The sequence below is a fragment of the Teichococcus aerofrigidensis genome (assembly GCF_054073225.1).
This window is the reverse complement of sequence record NZ_JBSXMU010000036.1, coordinates 14,314-32,673: the sequence shown is the minus strand read 5'-3', so window position 1 is coordinate 32,673 and position 18,360 is coordinate 14,314. Positions and strand designations below refer to the sequence as shown.

The window sequence follows — 18,360 nt, the reverse complement described above, 5'->3', positions numbered from 1 at the left end:
CGCCGCATCGCCCCCGAGGCGCAGCTCGACAGCCGCCGCGCCGCCGAGCGGCAGGGCGACGGGGGCCAGGGTCAGGGCGGCGTCACGCATGCCGCGCGGCCTCCGCCGGCGGCGTTCCGGCCGCCGGCCTTCCGGGCGCCGGCCTCGGGCTCTCCGGCCTCGGCGGCTCGAAGAAGGGGTCGCCCAGCCGCTCGGCCGCGTCGATCTCGCGGCTGTCGAGGGTGCCGAAGCGGCCGTAGAGGCGCAGCACCAGCGCCGCCAGGAAGGCGACCAGCGCGAAGCCGATGACGATGGCGGTCAGCACCAGGGCCTGCGGCAGGGGGTTGGCGGCGGCCGGCGTCAGGCTCTGCGTCCCGGGCGGGATGAGCGGCGGCACCGTGGTGCCGATCCGCCCCATGGCGAAGATCAGCAGGTTGACCGCGGTCGAGAGCAGGGAAATCCCGAGCACCAGTCGCACCAGGTTGCGCGACAGCATCAGGAACACCCCGCAGGCCGCGAGCAGGGCGATGGCGGCGCTCAGCAGCAGGATCATCGGGCGGGCTCCCGGTAGAGGCGGAAGAGGAAGGCGAGCACGCTGCCGAGGACAACGAGATAGACGCCGATATCGAAGAACAGGGTGGTGCCGAACTTCACCTCCACGCCGAGGATCACCGGGCTGAACCACAGGTGCTGCAGGAAGGCGCCGTGCAGCGCGAGGCCGGGCAGGCCGCTCAGCAGGGCGAAGAGCAGGCCGGCGCCGGCGAGCCCGAGGGGATGCAGGCGCAGCAGGCGCCGCGCCGCGCCGACGCCCTTGGCCAGGGCGACGATGGCGAAGCCCAGCGCCGCGACCAGCCCGCCGATGAAGCCGCCGCCCGGCTCGTTGTGGCCGCGCAGCAGGATCCACAGCGAGGCGACCCCCAGCATGACGAAGAAGATCCGGTCCATGGCGCGCAGCACGAGGGCGGAGGAGCCCTGGCCGCCGCCATCCTCCTTCTGCCCCGCCGGCGGCCGCAGCAGGGCCCAGACGGTGATGGCGGCGAAGCCCAGCACGGCGGTCTCGCCGAAGGTGTCCATGGCGCGGAAATCGACCAGGATGACGTTCACCACGTTGCGCCCGAAGGCTTCCGGGTAGCTGGCCTGGGCGAAGTAGTCGGAGAGGCGCGTGTCCAGCGGCTGCGACAGCACCGATTGCAGCGCCAGGAAGACCAGGAGCCCGAAGCCGGCGGCCAGCAGGCCGTCGCGCCGCCGCTCCGCCTCGCTGCGCGCGATGCCGGGCTCCAGCGGCAGGCGCAGCAGGGTGGCGGTCAGCAGGACGACCAGCAGGGCCTCGACCGAGAACTGCGTCAGCGCCAGGTCCGGCGCGCCGTTGAGCAGGAAGATCAGCGCGATGCAGAGCCCGACCAGACCGACGGCGACCAGGCCGGTGAGCAGCGAATCCGCCCGCGCGGCGGTCAGCCCGCCGGCCAGGCCGATGATCAGCAGGCCCAGCACCTCCGGGCGCAGCCGGTCCTGGGAGGTGAGCGCCAGCCCGCCGCTCATCGCCAGGCCGAGGCCGGCCAGGAGCAGCACGGTGGCGAAGATCGTGGCCAGGTAGCGCCTCAGATCGCCGTGCTGCAGGGTCCGGGCGGTGGCCTCGGCCAGCTCGTCGAGGCGGCGCATGCCCCATTCGTAGCCGTGGTCGCCCGAGAAGCGGTCGAGCCGCTTCAGCCCGCGCAGCCCGGCATGGATCGGCTGCCACAGCATCAGGATCAGGCCGCCGACGACGATCACCAGCCCGCTCAGCGCCAGCATCGGCGTCAGCCCGTGCCACAGCTTGAAGCTGACCTCGACCGGCTCGCCGCGGATGGCCGAGGCGGCGGGGGCGATGACATACTGGCTCACCCCCTCCGGCCAGAGGCTGAAGACCAGGCCGGCCAGGGCCAGCACCAGCGGGCCGAAGAGCAGGCCCGGCGTCTCGCCATGCTTCACCGCCGTGGTGCGGTGGCGGTTGAGGAAGAAGGGCCGCAGCGAGACCACCCCGGCGATGCCCACCATCACCGCGTTGACCAGCACGGCGACGACGACCGGCGCCGCGTCCCAGGAGCTGGCGAGCTGCGCCTCGAACAGCACCTCCTTCGAGATGAAGCCCATGAAGGGGGGCAGGCCGGCCATGGACAGGCTGGCCAGGACGGCGGCGGCGGCGGTGAGCGGCAGGAAGCGGGCGACGCCGCCGAGCTTGCGCAGCGTCGCCTCGCCGGTGGCGTGGATCACCGTGCCGGCGCAGAAGAAGAGGGCCGCCTTGTAGAAGGCATGCGCCAGGATGAAGCCGACGGTGGCGACCACCGTGGCCTCGCCGTCCAGGCCGGTCAGCATCACCAGGATGCCGAGCGAGGCGACGGTGGAATAGGCCAGCACCGCCTTGAAGCCGGTGGCGCGCAGGGCCTGGATGGCGGCGACCAGCATGGTGACGGAGCCGACCGCGACCAGCGCCTCGCGGTACAGCGCGGCATCGCCGAGCACCAGCTCGAAGCGGGCCAGCAGGTAGATGCCGAGCTTCACCATGGTCGCCGAATGCAGGTAGGCCGAGGCCGGGGTCGGCGCCTGCATGGCGTTGGGCAGCCAGAAGTAGAAGGGATACTGCGCCGACTTGGTGAAGGCACCGAGCAGCACGAAGAGGATGATCCAGGTGCGCCAGGGGCTGGCCAGGATCTCGTCCGAACGGGCGGCGGCCTCGGACAGGGAGAAGCTGCCGAGCGTGGCGCCGATCAGCAGGATGCCGGCCAGCAGCGCCAGCCCGCCGCCCGCCGTCACCAGCAGCGACTGAATGGCCGAGCGCCGCGCCGTCGGGCTGTGGCTCTCGAAGCCGATCAGCAGGAAGGAGAGCAGGCTGGTCAGCTCCCAGAAGACGAAGAGGCTGATCAGGTTGTCCGAGAGCACCGCGCCCAGCATCGCGGTCATGAACAGCAGGATCAGGGTCAGGAAGCGGGCGCGGGTGGCGGGCTGCTTCTCCGCCATGTAGGCGCCCGAATAGACCACGACCAGCGCGCCGATCCCGGTGATCAGCAGGGCGAAGAGGAGGGAGAAGCCGTCGAGGCGGAAGTCGAGGTCAATGCCGAGCGAGGGCGCCCAGGGCAGCCGCGCGCCGATCACCTCGCCGCCCGCCACCGTGCCGGCCATGGAGAGGAAGCCGGCGAAGAGGGTGGCGGGCAGGAGGCCCAGCGCCCAGCCGCAGAAGCGGCCCGTCAGATGCGAAACCGGCGCGGCCAGGAGGGCGCCCAGCACCGCCAGGCCCAGTAGCAACCCGATACTCAATGACCCTGTCCCCCTCCATACCGCAGCCGCCAAAAGATTAACTTATATACATGTTGTTCGTTGCACGAGAAAGTGAGCGGGCCGGGCCCGCCCTAGCGTCTTCTCCAGGCCAGCCAGCCGCGCAGCACCAGCCAGCAGGCCATGGACCAGGCGGCGCCGAGGCACCAGCCGGCCAGCACGTCGGTCGGCCAGTGGACGCCGAGATAGATCCTGCTGGCGCCGACCAGCAGCGCCAGCAGGATGGCGATGCCGAGGATATAGGCTTTCAGCCGCCCTGCCTCAGTCACGCCGGCGAGAAGGGTACCGAGTGTCAGATAGCAGGTGGCGGACAGCATGGCGTGACCGCTCGGGAAGCTCGCCGTGTGCACCTCCACCAGGTGTGCCACCAACTCGGGGCGGGGGCGGTCGAAGCCGAGCTTGAGCAGGCTGTTCAGCGCCATGCCGCCGCCGAAGGAGAGCACCAGCAGCAGCGCGGAGAACCACTTCCGCAGCATCAGGATGTAGCCCAGCGCCACCAGCCCGATCAGCAGCAGCACCGCGTGGCTGCCCAGCGCGGTGAAGTCGCGCATCATGACCTCGAGCCAGAAGGGCCCGATCGGGTCGGCCGGATCGCCCGGCCGGCGCAGGGCGAGCAGGAGGCCCTCGTCGAAGTCGCGCGTATCGCCGTCGAGGGCGCTGTCCATCAGGCCGGCGAAGGCGAGCATCCCGCCGGCGCAGACCAGCAGCGCCGCCAGGGTGGCGAACTGTCCCCAGCCGAATCTCGCGGGCCCGGCGGGACGCTCCATCCCGCCAGGCCTCCCGGCCCTTCCGAAGGCAGGCGCCATCCCCACTCTCCTCTCTACTGAGAGCCAAGACGCGGGCGGGAAGATTCGGTTGCTCCGCGCATCCCGCCCCTCCGCCACGCGTTTGCCGCCCAGTGCAGGGTAGAGAGTGCCAAGGTAGAGCCGGGGAAGCATGAGGGGGACTGACATCATCGCGTGGCTCCGTGCCGGGCAGCGCCATGCGTGATCCGCGTCGCCGGGCCCTGCTGATCGTCAACCGGCAGGCCCGCAACGGCGGCGCCGCGCTGGACGAGGCGCTGGCGGTGCTCACCGCAGCGGGCTGGGGGCTGCAGGAGGCCACCTGCCGGGAGGGGGAGACGCCCGCCGACGTCATCCGCCGACACGCCGCGGAGGCTTTCACCGCCGTCATCCTGGGCGGTGGCGACGGCACGCTGAATGGCGCCGCTCCCGCCCTGGTCGAGACCGGCCTGCCCTTCGGCATCCTGCCGCTCGGCACCGCCAATGACCTGGCGCGCAGCCTGGGCATCGAGCCGGACCCCGTGGCGGCCGCGCAGGTCATCGCCGCCGGATTGCTGCGGCCGATCGATCTCGGCGAGGTGAACGGGCACCTGTTCTTCAATGTCGCCAGCATCGGCTTCAGCGCGCATCTGGCGCGCGGGCTGGGGCGGGAGGAGAAGAAGCGCTGGGGCAAGCTCGGCTATGCACTGGCCGCCTTCCGCCTGCTGCGCCGCACCCGCCCCTTCACCGCCTGGATCACCCATGACGGGGTGACGGAGAAGGTGAAGACTATCCAGGTCTCCGTCGGCAACGGCCGCCACTATGGCGGCGGCATGACGGTGGCCAGCAACGCCCGCCCCGATGACGGCAAGCTCGACGTCTACAGCCTGGAGCTGGACCACTGGTGGCGGCTCCTGGCACTGCTGCCCTTCCTGCGGCGCGGCACGCATGGGCAGTGGCGGGACGTGCGGGCCTTCCCGACCACGGCCTGCGAGGTCCGCACCCGCCGGCCGATGCAGGTCAACACCGATGGCGAGCTGACGGCCAAGACCCCCGCTCGCTTCCGCCTGCGGCCGAAGGCCGTGCGCGTCTTCGCACCCGCCTTTCCCCTCGGAGAACCTCTCCCGTGATGGACCAGCTCCTCGTTCTGGCGTCCGATCCCGCCGCCTGGGTGGCGCTCGCCGCGCTCGTGGCCATGGAGGTCGTGCTCGGCATCGACAACCTGATCTTCATCTCGATCATCACCAACAAGCTGCCGGAGGGGCAAAGGGAGCGGGCGCGCTATATCGGCATCGGCCTCGCGCTGGTGCTCCGCCTGGCGCTGCTCGGCACCGTCGCCATCATCGTGCGGCTGACCGCGCCGGTCTTCGAGGTGCTGGGCCAGGGCTTCTCCTGGCGCGACCTGATCCTGCTCGCCGGCGGCCTGTTCCTGGTCTGGAAGGCCACCAAGGAGATCCACCACAACGTCGATCCGCCGCCGGAGGGGGACATGTTCTCCGGCAAGGCGCAACTGACCTTCGGCGCCGCCATCGCGCAGATCCTGGTGCTGGACCTGGTCTTCTCGATCGACAGCATCATCACCGCGGTGGGCATGACCGGGCATGTGCCCATCATGGTCATCGCCGTGCTGGCGGCCGTCACCGTCATGCTGCTGGCGGCCAATCCCCTGGCCCGCTTCATCGAGGCCAACCCGACCGTGGTGATGCTGGCCCTCGCCTTCCTGATGATGATCGGCATGACGCTGATCGCCGAGGGCTTCGGGGCGCATGTGCCGAAGGGCTACATCTATGCCGCCATGGCCTTCTCGGTGGCGGTGGAAGGGCTGAACCTGCTCTCCCGCCGCGCCCGGGCGCGGCAGCGGGGCTGAGGGGGCGCCCCGGCCGCGCGGCTCAGACGCCGCGCTGCAGGCCGCCATCCACCGCGACCGCCTGCCCGGTGACATAGGCCGAGACCGGCGCGGCCAGGAAGGCGACCATGGCGGCCACCTCCTCCGGCGTGGCGAGGCGGCCCATGGGAATGTCGGCGGCGACGCGGGCCAGCACCGCCTCCTCCGTCAGGCCCTCGTCCCGCGCCATGGCGGCGGCGCGGCCCTGCCAGAGCGGCGTCAGGGCACGGCCGGGCGAGACGGTGTTCACCCCGATCCCGTCCGGGGCCAGCTCCAGCGACAGCGTCTTGGACAGCGCGAGCAGCCCCGCCTTGTGGGTGTTGGAGACCACCTGATGCGCCGTGGGCTGCCGGGCCGAGACGGCGCCGAGCAGCACCACGCGGGCGCCCGCGGCGCGGCGCAGCGCCGGCAGCATGGCCCGCACGGCGCGCACCGGGCCCAGGATGTTGAACTCGTAGTTCGCCAGCCATTGCGCGTCGGTCAGCGCCTCGAAGGCGGAGCGGTGGCTGCCTCCGGCGGCGCAGACCAGGGCCTGCAATCCCCGCCCCTCGTACCGCGCGGCGAGCGCGGCGAGCTGCGCCGGATCGGACTGGTCGCAGGGGACGGTCTCCGGCCGGGTGCCGGTCTCGGCCGCGAGGCGGCCGGCGGCGGCCTCAAGCCGGCCAGTGTCGCGCGCCGCGATGGTCACGCGCGCGCCCTCCCGCAGCAGCAGGGCCGCGGTGGCGAGCCCGATGCCTGAGGAACCGCCGATGACCAGCGCCTCGCATCCTGTCAGTTGCAGATCCATGGTCCCGTGGCTCTCCCTGTCTCGCCGCTCATTCCGGCCTGGTGTTGGACGCCTTCAGCAGGGGCCGCCACTTCTCGGTCTCCGCCTTGAGGAAGGCCGCCAGGGCGGCGGGCTCGGAAGGCCGCGCCTCGGCGCCATGATGCGCCAGATCCGTCACCAGCTGCGGCTGCGCCAGGCAGTCCCGCAGCGCGGCGGAAAGCCGTGCCACGATCGGTTGCGGCAGCCCCCTGGGCCCGAGCAGGGCATACCAGTTGGCCACCTCGAAGCCTGGCACCGTCTCCGAGACGGCGGGCAGCTCGGGCATCAGGCGGCTGCGCCGCGCGGTCGGCACGCCCAGGGCGCGCAGCCGGCCCGCCTGCACCTGCGGCAGGGCGGTGGGCGCGGTGGCGAAGGAATAGTCCACCTTGCCGCTGATCAGGTCGCTCATGGCGGGTCCGCCGCCGCGATAGGGCACGTGCACCGTCTCGATGCCGGCGAGATGGTCGAGCAGGGCGCCGCCGAGATGCCCCGCGCCGCCGATGCCGGAGGAGGCGTAGTTCAGCTTCCCCGGATTCTCGCGCGCCGCGGCGATGAGGGCGCCCAGGTCGCGCCACGGCCGGTCGGCGGGGACGACGAGGATGTTCAGCACATCCGCGAAGAGGCCGATCGGCGTCAGGTCGGTCTGCGGGTTGAAGGCGAGGTCGTCGAACAGACTGGGGTTGATCGCCAGGGCGGAGATGGTGCCCATCAGCAGGGTATGGCCATCGGGCGCGGCGTTGACCACGGTCTGGGTGGCGACATTGCCGCTGCCGCCCGGCCGGTTCTCGACCACCACCGGCTCGCTGCCGCCGAGCGCCGCCTGCAGCCGGGGCGCCAGCAGGCGCGTGGTGATGTCGGTCGCGCCGCCCGCCGCGAAACCGACGACGATGCGGACCGGGTGGTCCGGATAGCGCGTCTGCGCGCGCGCGCCCGCGCCGGCCAGGGCCGGCAGGGCGAGCGCGGTGCCAAGCAGGGTCCGGCGCTGCAGCATGATGTGGTCTTCCTCCCCGGCGCCGGCCGGGTTGCGTTGCCCTCGGCCAGTCATGATCCGTGACGGCCATGGTCATTCCGTCATCTGGCGACTGTCAACAGTACGACCGCCCGCAAGTGCCCCGGAAACCTCCCGGCAGGGGTGTGCAACGGGCGGAAGATGACGGCGTTGTCATCCATCCTGACCGGCGAGGGATCGCCGGATGGACGGAGAGGAGAAGGAGCGCCGCATGAGCATCCCCATCGCGACCGAACGCCGTGTTCTGACCACCCACGAATATGAGACCGTGCAGCGCAGCCACTACCCCGACATCTCCGGTGTCCGGAAGCCGGAGCTGATCGACATCGCCCGGCGGCTGCGGGAGTTCCGCGACAAGGCCCGCGACGTCGCCCGGGGCCGCCAGCGCGAGAGGCGCGGCAAGGCCGAGCCGCGCGGCGCCACGCCGGCGCGGGACGAGACCGGCCTGACGGTCAAGAAGCAGATCTTCGCCTCCGCCCTGCGGCGGGTGAACAAGGAGATCGCGCGGCACGATGCCGATGCGCGCCGGCCGGAGCAGGGAGAGATCGCCCGTCGGGCCCTCGAGATGAAGCGGGCGAACCGGGCCCGGCATCATCCCAACGCCGGGCGCACCGCCCATCACGGCATGCGCAAGGTCGAGAGCGAGGCCGTCACCACCGGCGTCGATCCGCGGAAGGTGGGCAGCATCTCGCAGCAGAACAAGAACTTCCAGGGCGCCAGCGACCGCTGAGGCCAAGCGGGGCTCAGGCGGCGGGGCTCAGACGGCGGTGCCGCCGATGGTGAGCCCCGTCATCTTCAGGGTGGGCTGGCCGACGCCGACCGGCACGCCCTGGCCCTGCTTGCCGCAGGTGCCGATGCCGGGATCGAGCGCCATGTCGTTGCCGATCATGCTGACGCGGGTCAACGCCTCCGGCCCGTTGCCGATCAGCATGGCGCCCTTCACCGGGGCGCCGATCCGGCCGTTCTCGACCAGATAGGCCTCGGACATGCCGAAGACGAACTTGCCGCTGGTGATGTCGACCTGCCCGCCGCTGAAGTTCACGCCGTAGATCCCGCGCTTCACGCTGGCCAGGATCTCGGCCGGCTCCCTGTCGCCGCCCGCCATCACCGTGTTGGTCATGCGCGGCATCGGCGCATGGGCGTGGCTCTGGCGACGGCCGTTGCCGGTGGCGGCGGCGCCCATCAGCCGGGCGTTCTGCCGGTCCTGCAGGAAGCCCACCAGGATGCCGTCCTCGATCAGCACGGTGCGGCCGGAGGGCGTGCCCTCGTCATCCACCGTGATCGAGCCGCGCCGGTCGGGCAGGGTGCCGTCATCCACCACCGTCACGCCGGGCGCCGCGATGCGGCTGCCGAGCAGGCCGGCGAAGGCGGAGGTCCGCTTGCGGTTGAAGTCGCCCTCCAGCCCGTGGCCGATCGCCTCGTGCAGCAGGATGCCGGGCCAGCCGGGGCCGAGCACCACCTCCATCTCGCCGGCCGGGGCGGGGATGCTCTCCAGGTTCAGCACCGCCTGGCGCAGGGCCTCGTCCACCGCGCCGCGCCAGGCGGCGGGGGCGATGACGCGCTCATAGGCGAAGCGCCCGCCCATGCCGTGGCTGCCGGTCTCGCGCCGCCCCCCGGCCTCGACCACGACGGAGACACTGAGCCGCACCAGCGGCCGCAGGTCGGCCACCCGGTTGCCATCGGCGCGCAGGATCTGCACCGCCTGCCATTCCCCGGTGAGGCTGGCCATGACCTGGGTCACGCGGCTGTCGCGGGCGCGGGCATAGGCGTCGATCTCGGCCAGCAGCGCGGTCTTGGCGGGAAAGTCGAGGGCCGAGAGCGGGTTGGCGCCGTCGTAGAGCCGCGCATTGGTGGCGCGCGGCGCGGCGGCGAGGGTGCCGGACCGGCCCTGGGCCACGGCGCGCACCGTGGCCGCCGCCCGCTTCAGCGCCGCCTCCGAGATCTCGCCGCCATGCGCGTACCCGGCCGCCTCGCCCTGCACGGCGCGCAGCCCGAAGCCGCGCGTCGCGTCGAAGCTCGCCGAGCGGATGCGTCCGTCATCCAGGCTGACCGCCTCGCTCTCCACGTATTCGAGGAACAGCTCGCCATCCTCGGTGCCGGACAGGGCGCCGGAGAGGATGCGCTCGGCCGCGGCGCGGTCGAGGTCGCGGAAGAACAGCCGGTCGGTGGTCGCGAGGGCGGTCATGCCGTCTGCTCCTGATGCTGATGGGCGGGAAGCCGCAGCCGCGCCACGGTTCCCCGGCCGGGGGCGCTGTCCAGCCGGAGCTCCGCGCCCATGGCCCGGGAGAGGGCGCGGGCCAGGTAGAGGCCAAGCCCCGATCCGGCATAGCGGCGCGAATGCGTGGGCTCCAGCTGGACGAAGGGCTCGAAGGCGCGCTCCACCTGTTCCGGGTCGATGCCGATGCCGCTGTCGGAGACGCGCAACTCGACGACCCCCTCTTCCAGCGCCTCGGCGGAGACATGCACCTCGCCACCCTGCGGCGTGAACTTCAAGGCATTGGAGATGAGGTTGAGCAGCACCTGGCGCAAGCGCCGCTCCTCCGCCAGGGCGCGGGGCAGCTCCGGCAGGGGATCGAGGATCAGCGCCACCCTGGCTTCCTCGGCGGCGGTGCCCATCAGCCGCACCATGTTGCCGAGCACGGTCGGCAGGTGCAGCGGCCGGATCTGCGCCGGCAGCGGGCCGGTGCCGACCTGCGCGACCTCCAGGATCTCGTCGATCAGCGAGAGGAGGTGCCGCCCTGCCTCCAGGATGGTGCCGACGAACTCCTCGACATTGGCCCCGTTCGGATCGGCCTGCAGCGCCTCGGAGAAGCCGATCACGGCGTGCAGCGGGGTGCGGAGCTCGTGGCTCATGGTGGCCAGGAAGCGGCTCTTGGCAGCATCGGCCTCCTCGGCGGCGATGCGGGCGCGCTCGATCTCGGCCCGGGCGCGGTGCTCCTCGGTGACATCGCGGTAGGTCCGGATGAAGCCGCCTTCGGCGGTCGGGTCGCTGCTCACCTCGATCACCCGGCCATCGGGACGGGTGCGCTGATAGCGGCCCAGCCGGATCTGCATCTCATCGGGCGCCTGGCTGGCGCGGTGGTGGAACTGCGCGTCGGCGGTGAACTCGCCGCTGTCGAGCTGGCGCCGCTTCAGCTCCTGCAGGGGCGTGCCGGGCTGCAGCGCCTCGGGCGGCAGGCCGATCATCGGCGCGGCCAGCCGGTTGGCGGCGGTCAGCCGGGCATCCTTGTCGAACAGGCAGACACCGTGCGGCATGCTGTCGAGCATGACCTGCAGCAGATCGGCCCGGTGCCGGGCGTCGGTCTGGGCGCGATGCAACGCCGTGACGTCGCTGATGACGGAGATATGCCCGCCATCGGGCAGCGGGGCGCTGATGGCGCTGATCACCGTCCCGTCGCGCCGCGGCCGGGTGCGGGGCGGGCCGAAATGCGTCTGGCGCCGGAACACCTCCTCGGGCGTCGCGTCGTCGAGGAAGGTGCCGAGCGCGGCGCGGCGGGCGATGATCTCGGACAGATGCTCGCCGACCGTGACCTCGGCGCCGCGCATGATGGCCTGGTAGGCGGCGTTGACATGGCGCAGCCGCTGGTCGGGGCCATAGACGCAGACGCCGTGCGGCAGCGCCGCCAGCACACCGTTCAGCAGCGCGGCCCGGCGCCTGGCCTCGTCCTCGACCTGCTGCATCGGCGTGATGTCGTCGATCACGCTCATGGTGCCGCCATCCGGCAGCGGCTGGCTGATGAGGCGGACCGCCTGCCCGTCCTGCCAGCGGAAGATGCTGTCCTGCCGGCGGCCGCCGTCGAGCCTCAGGCTCCGCTCCAGCCGGGCGGCCTCGTCCGCGGGCAGGACCCGGTGGCGCGCGATCAGGCCGGCGATCGCATCCTGGCCGAGGCCGGGCCGCAGGCTGCCCGGGGGCAGGCCGAGGAGCGGCTCGCAGGAGGGGCTGGCGAGGCGCAGCCGGCCGTCCTGGTCGAACAGGCCGATGCCGAAGGGGCAGCCGAGCAGGGCGGTCTCCGCCAGCCGGAGGCGCCCCAGGGCCCGCGCCTCGCCCAGCCGGTGCGGCGTCGCGTCCACGAACATGGTCACGCAGCCGCCCTCGGGCAGCGGTGCGTAGTTGATCTCGATCCAGCGTCCGTCGGTGGCGCGGAACGTCCGGCGCCCGGGGCGGCTGCGATCGAGGGCCATCAGGGCCTGGTGCTGCGCCTCGGGGTCGCCCGGACCGCAGATGCCGGCATAGGCGGCCCAGCGCGTCATCTCCTCCAGGCTGCGCCCCACCAGCGACGCCCCGGCGGGCTGGCCGAACAGCAGGTTGATCTCCGGGCTGGCGAATCGGACCTGCCATGCCCCGTCATAGACCAGCATGGCGGGCGGCAGCGCCTCCGGCTCCTCCAGTCCGGTGGGCGCCGCGCCGGTCACGACCGGCCTGGCCGCGCGGCGGGCCGCAGCGCGTGCAGCGCCACCAGGCTCGCGGTCAGCACGCCCACCGCCATGGCCTGGTGCAAGGTGCCGAGCCAGACCGGCACCACCATCAGCAGGGTCGCCACGCCCAGCGCGTATTGCAGCAGCACCGCCCCGCCCAGGGCGAGCAGCGCGCCGCGGGCGAAGCCCGGCCGCAGGGCATGATGGCCCCAGGCCGCGGCCGCCAGGGCGGCCAGGCCGGCCAGGGTCGCCAGCAGGCGGTGGTTCCATTGCACGGCGGCGATGTTCTCGGTGAGGTTGCGCCAGGCGGGCGAGAGCATGGCATAGCCATCCGGCAGCCATTGTCCGTCCATCAGCGGGAAGGTGTTGTAGGTCAGCCCGGCGCGCAGCCCGGCGACAAAACCGCCGGCCAGCATGGCCAGCACCACCAGCCCCGCCGTCAGATGCACCAGCCGCCGCAGCCCGGCCGGATGCGCCGGGCCGTCGCGCTCCGGCCGCAGCAGGCCGAGCGCGGTCCAGAGCACCATGCCGTAGAGCACCAGGGCGAGGCCGAGATGCAGCACCAGCCGGTAGGGGGAGACGGTGGTGCTGTCCTCGAAGAAGCCGGAGGCGACCATGAACCAGCCGACCACCCCCTGCAGCCCGCCGAGCAGGAAGAGCAGCACCAGCCGCGGCTTCAGCCCGGCGGGAATGCGGCCCCGCAGCCAGAACCAGGCCAGCGGCAGCAGGAAGGCCAGTCCGATCAGCCGGCCCCAGAGCCGGTGCAGCCATTCCAGCCAGAAGATCCGCTTGAAGCCCTCGATGCCGAAGCCCTGGTTGATCAGCTCGTATTGCGGGATGCCGCGGTAGAGATCGTAGAGCCGCTGCCACTCGGCCTGGCTCATCGGCGGCAGGGTGCCGCGCAGCGGCGCCCATTCCATGATGGAGAGGCCGGAGCCGGTGAGCCGCGTGGCGCCGCCGAGCGCGACCATCACCCAGATCAGGCCGGCGATGCCGAGCAGCCACCAGGCGATGGCGCGGTGGTCGGCGCGGCTGTCGGGGGCGGGGCGGGGGGTGTCGAAAGGCATGGTCGCCCTTCCTAGCACAGCCGTCGCGGCGGCGGAGGACGCCACGCCGCTGCTTTTCGCTTTCGCGGGCGCGACGTGGCCACGCCGCATCAGCAGCCTCCCGTCATGGCGGGCGCTTGTCGCACCGCGCGCCGCCTGCTACCCCGCCCGGCCATGCCGGAAGACCCGCGCCCCGCCGATGCCGAAAGCCCCGGCGCGCCGCCCGATGCCCTGACCGAGCCCGCCATCTCCGTCGTCGTGCCGGTGCGCAACGAGGCGCCCAACATCGCCCCGCTGGTGGCCGAGATCGGCGCCGCCCTGGCCGCCGTGCCGCACGAGATCGTCTATGTCGATGACGGCTCGACCGACGCCACGGCCGAGACGCTGCGCGCCGTGGCGCGGGAGGTGCCGGCCCTGCGGGTGCTGCGCCACGCCGCCTCCTGCGGCCAATCCGCCGCCATCGTCACCGGTGTGCGCGCCGCGCGCGGCGCCTGGATCGCCACCCTGGACGGTGACGGGCAGAACGACCCGGCCGATATCCCGGCGCTCTGGGACTTCGCCAGGGCCGAGAGCCGCCCGGAGGCGCCGCCGCTGATGGTGGCCGGCTGGCGCACGAAGCGGCAGGACAACCAGGTGAAGCGCCTGTCCAGCCGCTGGGCCAACGGCATCCGGGCGCGCCTGCTGGGCGATGCCACGCCGGATACCGGCTGCGGCCTGAAGCTCTTCCCGCGCGCGCTGTTCCTGAGCCTGCCGGCCTTCGACCACATGCACCGCTTCCTGCCCGCGCTGGTGCTGCGCCAGGGCGGGCGGGTGGTCAGCCGGCCGGTGAACCATCGCCCCCGCATGCGCGGCCAGTCGAACTACGGCACGCTCGACCGGCTGGTGGTCGGCGTGGTCGACATCTTCGGCGTGATGTGGCTGCAGCGCCGCTGGAAGCGCCCCCATGTGCTGCCTGGGGTGCTGCCCGGGGTGCTGCCCGGGGACCCCGGGTGAGCGGCGGGCCGCCGCAACGCCGCAATCCCTTCGCCGCGCTCGCCCGGCTGCTGCTGATGGCGGCGGGGCTGGGCCTGGCCGGCTGGCTGCTGCGCGAACTGGGCGCGGCGCCGGGCGGTGACCAGGCCGAGGCCTGGGTGCGCCGCTTCGGCCTGCAGCAGACGCTCTGGGGGGAGGCGGTCTTCCTGGCCATCGGCGGCATCGCCTGCGCGGTCGGCGTGCCGCGTCAGGCCGTGGCATTCCTGGGCGGCTATGCCTTCGGGGCCTGGCTGGGCGGGCTGCTCGGGCTGCTGGCGCAGATGCTGGGCTGCGCCGCGGCCTATGGCTGGGCGCGGCTGGTCGGCGGGGGCTGGGCGGAGCGGCGGCTGGCCGGGCGCTTCGGGCGGCGACTGCGGCCGCTGCATGACAGCCTGACCGCCAGCCCCTTCGGCGCCACCCTGGCGCTGCGCCTGCTGCCCATCGGCAACAACCTGGCGGTGAACCTGCTGGCCGGACTCTCCGCCATCCCGGCCCCGGCCTTCCTGGCCGGCAGCCTGCTGGGCTACCTGCCGCAGACGGCGGTCTTCGCCCTGGCCGGCTCCGGCGTGGCGGTGGAGCGGACCACGCAGCTCGTCCTGGCCGGCATCCTGTTCCTGGGCTCGGCCCTGATCGGGGTCTGGATGCTGCGCCGGCACCGCACCGGCCGGGCGATGGCGACCGGGGACGACAGCGCGCCCTGAGCCCGGCCCGCCACCGGACTACCAGCGCAGCAGCTGCTCGAAATCCGCCGGCAGCGGCCAGCGCGCCGCGGTGGGGTCGATGGCCGGCCGCACCGGGAAGGCCTCGAGCAGCCCCGCGTGGTCGTGGGCGAAGGGCTGGTAGTGCCGGTCGATGGCGCGGATCAGCGCCGCCCAGTCGGTCGGCTGGCCGGTCGGCTGGCCATAGACCAGCAGGTTGCGGCGGCCGGTGCCGAGGTAGAAATCGGCGACGCGGTGGTCGAGCAGGCCGGCGCTCTCGGGCAGGGGGATGATGTGCGGGCCGGGCGGCAGGCTGCCGCTCAGCAGGGCGCAGGGAATGCCATAGGCATCGGCCAGGATCAGGCCGTGGAAGCTGGTGCTGGCGATGCGGCGGCAGCCGAGTATCTCGTCCAGCTTGCCGCGGAAGCCGGCCATCGATGGCTCGTGATAGGTCGGGATGATCCGGACGCCTTCCTCCGTCCCCCCCTCGTAGCGGGCCAGTCCGACGCGCATCAGCGGCTCGGGCTGCGGCGTGGCCAGCTCGGAGATATGCGGAATGACGCCGAGCTCGGTGCCCGGCGTCGCCTCGCCCTGGGGAAGGATGCGGGGGAAGATCCGGGGCAGCACCCAGCCCGGATCGCCATAGACCGCCGGCGCGTGCAGTCCCGCCTGGAGCAGGGTGCGGCGGGAGTTGGGGCCGCGCACGGCGTGGATGACGAATTGTGTGTCCGGCGGCGCGACGTAGCGGCCGGATTCCGCCATCCGCCCATGTGCCGCGTCGAAGCCGGTGCCCCAGACATGCACCGTGCCGTTGCGCTGGTTCTGGCCGATGGTGCCGACCGCGGCGAGGCGCAGGTTCCTGCCGTCGAAGGCGCGATGCGCCACCGGCAGGCGGCTGAGCGCGGTGGCGACCACGGGACTCAGGGCGTCGCCGAAATTGGCGAAAGGCACCTTCAGGGAACTGCGCACCCAGGCCAGCGGCACGGCCTTCAGGCGGTGGATCTCCGCCGCCAGATCGGCGTAGTCGCTGTAATGCGACAGGTCGGGGGCAGGCGCCACCTCGGGGGTTGCGGTCATGCGGCGGCTTTCCTGAGGCGGCGAAAGACGAAAGGTTACGCAGCCATATTGGACATTAAACCGGCATACTTGCAACCGGAAGCTGCGATGCCTCAACCTCCCCGCTTCGTCCGTCCGCCACGCTTGCCCGGCTCATAGCCGCCCCCGCCGGGGCCGAGGGGCTTCGGGCGCCATTCCTTCCGGCCTGCACCCCGCTTCGGCGCCGCCTCGGCGGCCCGCCGCGGCTGCGCGTCCTGCATGGAGCGGCCGGCCAGGTTGGGCTGCAGCGCATCCGCCAGACCCAGCTCGAGATTCTCCAGCCGCTTGATCTCGTCGCGCAGCCGGGCGGCGGTCTCGAACTCCAGATCGGCGGCGGCGGCGCGCATCTTGCGCTCCAGCTCGGCGATGCTGGCGCGCAGGTCCTTGCCGACGAACTCCGCCGGCCCGTCCTCCTCCGCCGCCGTCGGCGCGATGGTGACGTAATCCTGCTCATAGACCGATTGCAGCACGTCGCTGATCTGCCGGCGGATGGTCTGCGGCGTGATGCCGTGCTCGGCGTTCCAGGCCTGCTGCTTGGCGCGGCGGCGGTCGGTCTCCTCCAGGGCGCGGCGCATGCTGTCGGTCATGCGGTCGGCATAGAGGATGACGCGGCCCTCGGCGTTGCGCGCGGCGCGGCCGATGGTCTGGATCAGCGAGGTGGTGGAGCGCAGGAAGCCTTCCTTGTCGGCATCGAGGATGGCGACCAGGGCGCATTCCGGGATGTCCAGCCCCTCGCGCAGCAGGTTGATGCCGACCAGCACGTCGAACACGCCCTTGCGCAGGTCGCGGATGATCTCGATGCGCTCCAGCGTGTCCACGTCGGAATGCAGGTAGCGGACCTTGATGCCGGCCTCGGTCATGTATTCGGTGAGGTCCTCGGCCATGCGCTTGGTCAGCGTCGTCACCAGGACGCGGCCGCCCTTGGCCATCACGTCGTGGCACTGCGCCAGCAGGTCGTCCACCTGCCCCTCCACCGGCCGGATCTCGACCGGCGGATCGGTCAGGCCGGTGGGGCGGATGACCTGTTCGGCGAAGCTGCCCCCGGTGCGTTCCATCTCCCAGGAGCCGGGCGTCGCGCTGACGAAGAGGCTGTCGGGGCGGAAGCTGTCCCATTCCTCGAACTTCAGCGGGCGGTTGTCCATGCAGGAGGGCAGGCGGAAGCCGAACTCCGAGAGGATGGTCTTGCGCGCGTAGTCGCCCCGGTACATGCCACCGATCTGCGGCACGGTGACGTGGCTCTCATCGACGATCAGCAGCGCGTTCTCGGGCAGGTACTCGAACAGCGTCGGCGGCGGGTTGCCGGGGCCGCGGCCGGAGAGGTAGCGCGAGTAGTTCTCAATTCCCTTGCAGGAGCCGGTGGTCTCCATCATCTCGAGATCGAAGGTGGTGCGCTGTTCCAGCCGCTGCGCCTCCAGCAGCTTGCCCTCGGCGGTCAGCTCCTCCAGCCGCTGCTTCAGCTCGACACGGATGTCGCGGATCGCCTGCAGCAGGGTCGGGCGCGGCGTCACGTAGTGGCTGTTGGCGTAGATGGCGACATTCTCCATCTCGCCGGCGATCTCGCCGGTCAGCGGGTCGAATTCGCGCAAGCCGTCGATCTCGTCGCCGAACAGGCTGATGCGCCAGGCGCGATCCTCCAGATGCGAGGGCCAGACATCCACCGTCTCGCCGCGCACGCGGAAGGTGCCGCGCTGGAAGGCGGCGTCGTTGCGGCGGTATTGCTGCTCGACCAGCGCCTTCAGCAGCTGCTCGCGGGCGATGCGGCCGCCGAGCTGCAGCTTGACCACCATGTTCGAATACAGCTCGACCGAACCGATGCCGTAGATGCAGGAGACCGAGGCGACGATGATGACGTCGTTGCGCTCCAGCAGCGCCTGGGTGGCGCTGTGCCGCATGCGGTCGATCTGCTCGTTGATCTGCGCATCCTTCTCGATATAGGTGTCGGAGCGCGGAACATAGGCTTCCGGTTGATAGTAGTCGTAGTAGCTGACGAAGTACTCGACCGCGTTCTCCGGGAAGAAGGACTTCATCTCGCCATAAAGCTGGGCCGCCAGCGTCTTGTTCGGCGCCAGGATCAGGGTGGGGCGCTGCACCGCCTCGATCACCTTGGCCATGGTGAAGGTCTTGCCCGAGCCGGTGACGCCGAGCAGCACCTGGTCCCGCTCCTCCTGGCCCAGCCCCTCCACCAGCTGCGCGATGGCGGCGGGCTGGTCCCCCGCCGGCTCGTAGGGGGAGACCACCTGCAGCCGCCGGGTCATGGGCGGGGCGGGGCGTTTCCGGGGCAGGAACGGCGTGGCGGCGGGAATGATCAGGTTCATGCGACGGTCCGTGCGGGGGACGAGGGTATCG

General features: G+C 72.0%; 15 protein-coding genes. 5 read left to right on the top strand and 10 right to left on the bottom strand.

Annotation, left to right across the window (positions count from 1 at the left end):
* Nucleotides 1–82: 82 nt before the first annotated feature.
* The 3 genes from ACVMLK_RS10110 to ACVMLK_RS10100 form a co-directional block, all read right to left on the bottom strand.
* A complete protein-coding gene (locus ACVMLK_RS10110; RefSeq protein WP_457486319.1) occupies nt 83–532 on the bottom strand; it encodes a sodium:proton antiporter in 450 nt (149 codons plus the stop codon).
* Nucleotides 529–3,270, bottom strand: a complete 2,742-nt coding sequence (gene mbhE / locus ACVMLK_RS10105) for a hydrogen gas-evolving membrane-bound hydrogenase subunit E (RefSeq protein ID WP_457486318.1) — start codon at nt 3,268–3,270, stop codon at nt 529–531. Before mbhE ends, ACVMLK_RS10110 begins: the two co-directional genes overlap by 4 nt.
* A 92-nt stretch (nt 3,271–3,362) precedes the next feature.
* Nucleotides 3,363–4,055 (bottom strand): phosphatase PAP2 family protein, encoded by a 693-nt coding sequence (locus ACVMLK_RS10100; RefSeq protein ID WP_198367567.1) that lies wholly within the window; start codon nt 4,053–4,055, stop codon nt 3,363–3,365.
* Between the two features lie 215 nt (nt 4,056–4,270).
* Here ACVMLK_RS10100 and ACVMLK_RS10095 point away from each other — a divergent pair, with 215 nt between their 5' ends.
* Entirely contained in the window at nt 4,271–5,179 is a 909-nt protein-coding gene (locus ACVMLK_RS10095) for a lipid kinase (RefSeq protein ID WP_198367566.1), read from the top strand.
* Entirely contained in the window at nt 5,179–5,916 is a 738-nt protein-coding gene (locus ACVMLK_RS10090; protein ID WP_198367565.1) for a TerC family protein, read from the top strand. The genes ACVMLK_RS10095 and ACVMLK_RS10090 overlap by 1 nt, the downstream gene beginning before the upstream one ends.
* A 22-nt stretch (nt 5,917–5,938) precedes the next feature.
* Here ACVMLK_RS10090 and ACVMLK_RS10085 read toward each other — a convergent pair whose 3' ends face one another.
* A complete protein-coding gene (locus tag ACVMLK_RS10085; RefSeq protein WP_422922050.1) occupies nt 5,939–6,721 on the bottom strand; it encodes an SDR family oxidoreductase in 783 nt (260 codons plus the stop codon).
* A 28-nt stretch (nt 6,722–6,749) separates the two neighbouring features.
* Nucleotides 6,750–7,730, bottom strand: a complete 981-nt coding sequence (locus ACVMLK_RS10080; RefSeq protein WP_422922049.1) for a Bug family tripartite tricarboxylate transporter substrate binding protein — start codon at nt 7,728–7,730, stop codon at nt 6,750–6,752.
* Nucleotides 7,731–7,959: 229 nt separating this feature from the next.
* On the opposite strand from ACVMLK_RS10080, the gene ACVMLK_RS10075 reads away from it, so the two are divergent.
* A complete protein-coding gene (locus ACVMLK_RS10075; protein WP_422922048.1) occupies nt 7,960–8,478 on the top strand; it encodes a hypothetical protein in 519 nt (172 codons plus the stop codon).
* A gap of 27 nt (nt 8,479–8,505) precedes the next feature.
* Here ACVMLK_RS10075 and tldD read toward each other — a convergent pair whose 3' ends face one another.
* The 3 genes from tldD to ACVMLK_RS10060 are packed head-to-tail and all read right to left on the bottom strand — an operon-like array spanning nt 8,506 to nt 13,231.
* Entirely contained in the window at nt 8,506–9,933 is a 1,428-nt protein-coding gene (gene tldD, locus ACVMLK_RS10070; protein ID WP_198367561.1) for a metalloprotease TldD, read from the bottom strand.
* Entirely contained in the window at nt 9,930–12,161 is a 2,232-nt protein-coding gene (locus ACVMLK_RS10065; RefSeq protein WP_457486317.1) for a PAS-domain containing protein, read from the bottom strand. Before ACVMLK_RS10065 ends, tldD begins: the two co-directional genes overlap by 4 nt.
* Nucleotides 12,158–13,231: a COX15/CtaA family protein gene (locus tag ACVMLK_RS10060; protein WP_457486316.1), complete on the bottom strand. Its 1,074-nt coding sequence runs from the start codon at nt 13,229–13,231 to the stop codon at nt 12,158–12,160. Before ACVMLK_RS10060 ends, ACVMLK_RS10065 begins: the two co-directional genes overlap by 4 nt.
* Before the next feature lie 153 nt (nt 13,232–13,384).
* Here ACVMLK_RS10060 and ACVMLK_RS10055 point away from each other — a divergent pair, with 153 nt between their 5' ends.
* Nucleotides 13,385–14,203: a glycosyltransferase family 2 protein gene (locus ACVMLK_RS10055; RefSeq protein WP_198367712.1), complete on the top strand. Its 819-nt coding sequence runs from the start codon at nt 13,385–13,387 to the stop codon at nt 14,201–14,203.
* A complete protein-coding gene (locus ACVMLK_RS10050; RefSeq protein ID WP_370592058.1) occupies nt 14,200–14,922 on the top strand; it encodes a TVP38/TMEM64 family protein in 723 nt (240 codons plus the stop codon). The genes ACVMLK_RS10055 and ACVMLK_RS10050 overlap by 4 nt, the downstream gene beginning before the upstream one ends.
* Before the next feature lie 18 nt (nt 14,923–14,940).
* Here ACVMLK_RS10050 and ACVMLK_RS10045 read toward each other — a convergent pair whose 3' ends face one another.
* Together ACVMLK_RS10045 and uvrB are read right to left on the bottom strand one after the other, a co-directional pair.
* Nucleotides 14,941–15,996 (bottom strand): polysaccharide pyruvyl transferase family protein, encoded by a 1,056-nt coding sequence (locus tag ACVMLK_RS10045; protein ID WP_457486315.1) that lies wholly within the window; start codon nt 15,994–15,996, stop codon nt 14,941–14,943.
* A 92-nt stretch (nt 15,997–16,088) separates the two neighbouring features.
* Nucleotides 16,089–18,329 (bottom strand): excinuclease ABC subunit UvrB, encoded by a 2,241-nt coding sequence (gene uvrB / locus ACVMLK_RS10040; RefSeq protein ID WP_457486314.1) that lies wholly within the window; start codon nt 18,327–18,329, stop codon nt 16,089–16,091.
* Between the last annotated feature and the right edge of the window lie 31 nt (nt 18,330–18,360).

Bases quoted from the DNA above. Each gene is read 5' to 3' on its own strand.
- tldD (WP_198367561.1), bottom strand. From the start codon at position 9,933: ATGACCGCCCTCGCGACCACCGACCGGCTGTTCTTCCGCGACCTCGAC.
- ACVMLK_RS10085 (WP_422922050.1), bottom strand. From the start codon at position 6,721: ATGGATCTGCAACTGACAGGATGCGAGGCGCTGGTCATCGGCGGTTCC.
- ACVMLK_RS10060 (WP_457486316.1), bottom strand. From the start codon at position 13,231: ATGCCTTTCGACACCCCCCGCCCCGCCCCCGACAGCCGCGCCGACCAC.
- ACVMLK_RS10090 (WP_198367565.1), top strand. From the start codon at position 5,179: ATGGACCAGCTCCTCGTTCTGGCGTCCGATCCCGCCGCCTGGGTGGCG.
- ACVMLK_RS10045 (WP_457486315.1), bottom strand. From the start codon at position 15,996: ATGACCGCAACCCCCGAGGTGGCGCCTGCCCCCGACCTGTCGCATTAC.
- ACVMLK_RS10080 (WP_422922049.1), bottom strand. From the start codon at position 7,730: ATGCTGCAGCGCCGGACCCTGCTTGGCACCGCGCTCGCCCTGCCGGCC.
- ACVMLK_RS10075 (WP_422922048.1), top strand. From the start codon at position 7,960: ATGAGCATCCCCATCGCGACCGAACGCCGTGTTCTGACCACCCACGAA.
- uvrB (WP_457486314.1), bottom strand. From the start codon at position 18,329: ATGAACCTGATCATTCCCGCCGCCACGCCGTTCCTGCCCCGGAAACGC.
- ACVMLK_RS10095 (WP_198367566.1), top strand. From the start codon at position 4,271: ATGCGTGATCCGCGTCGCCGGGCCCTGCTGATCGTCAACCGGCAGGCC.
- ACVMLK_RS10110 (WP_457486319.1), bottom strand. From the start codon at position 532: ATGATCCTGCTGCTGAGCGCCGCCATCGCCCTGCTCGCGGCCTGCGGG.
- ACVMLK_RS10055 (WP_198367712.1), top strand. From the start codon at position 13,385: ATGCCGGAAGACCCGCGCCCCGCCGATGCCGAAAGCCCCGGCGCGCCG.
- ACVMLK_RS10100 (WP_198367567.1), bottom strand. From the start codon at position 4,055: ATGGAGCGTCCCGCCGGGCCCGCGAGATTCGGCTGGGGACAGTTCGCC.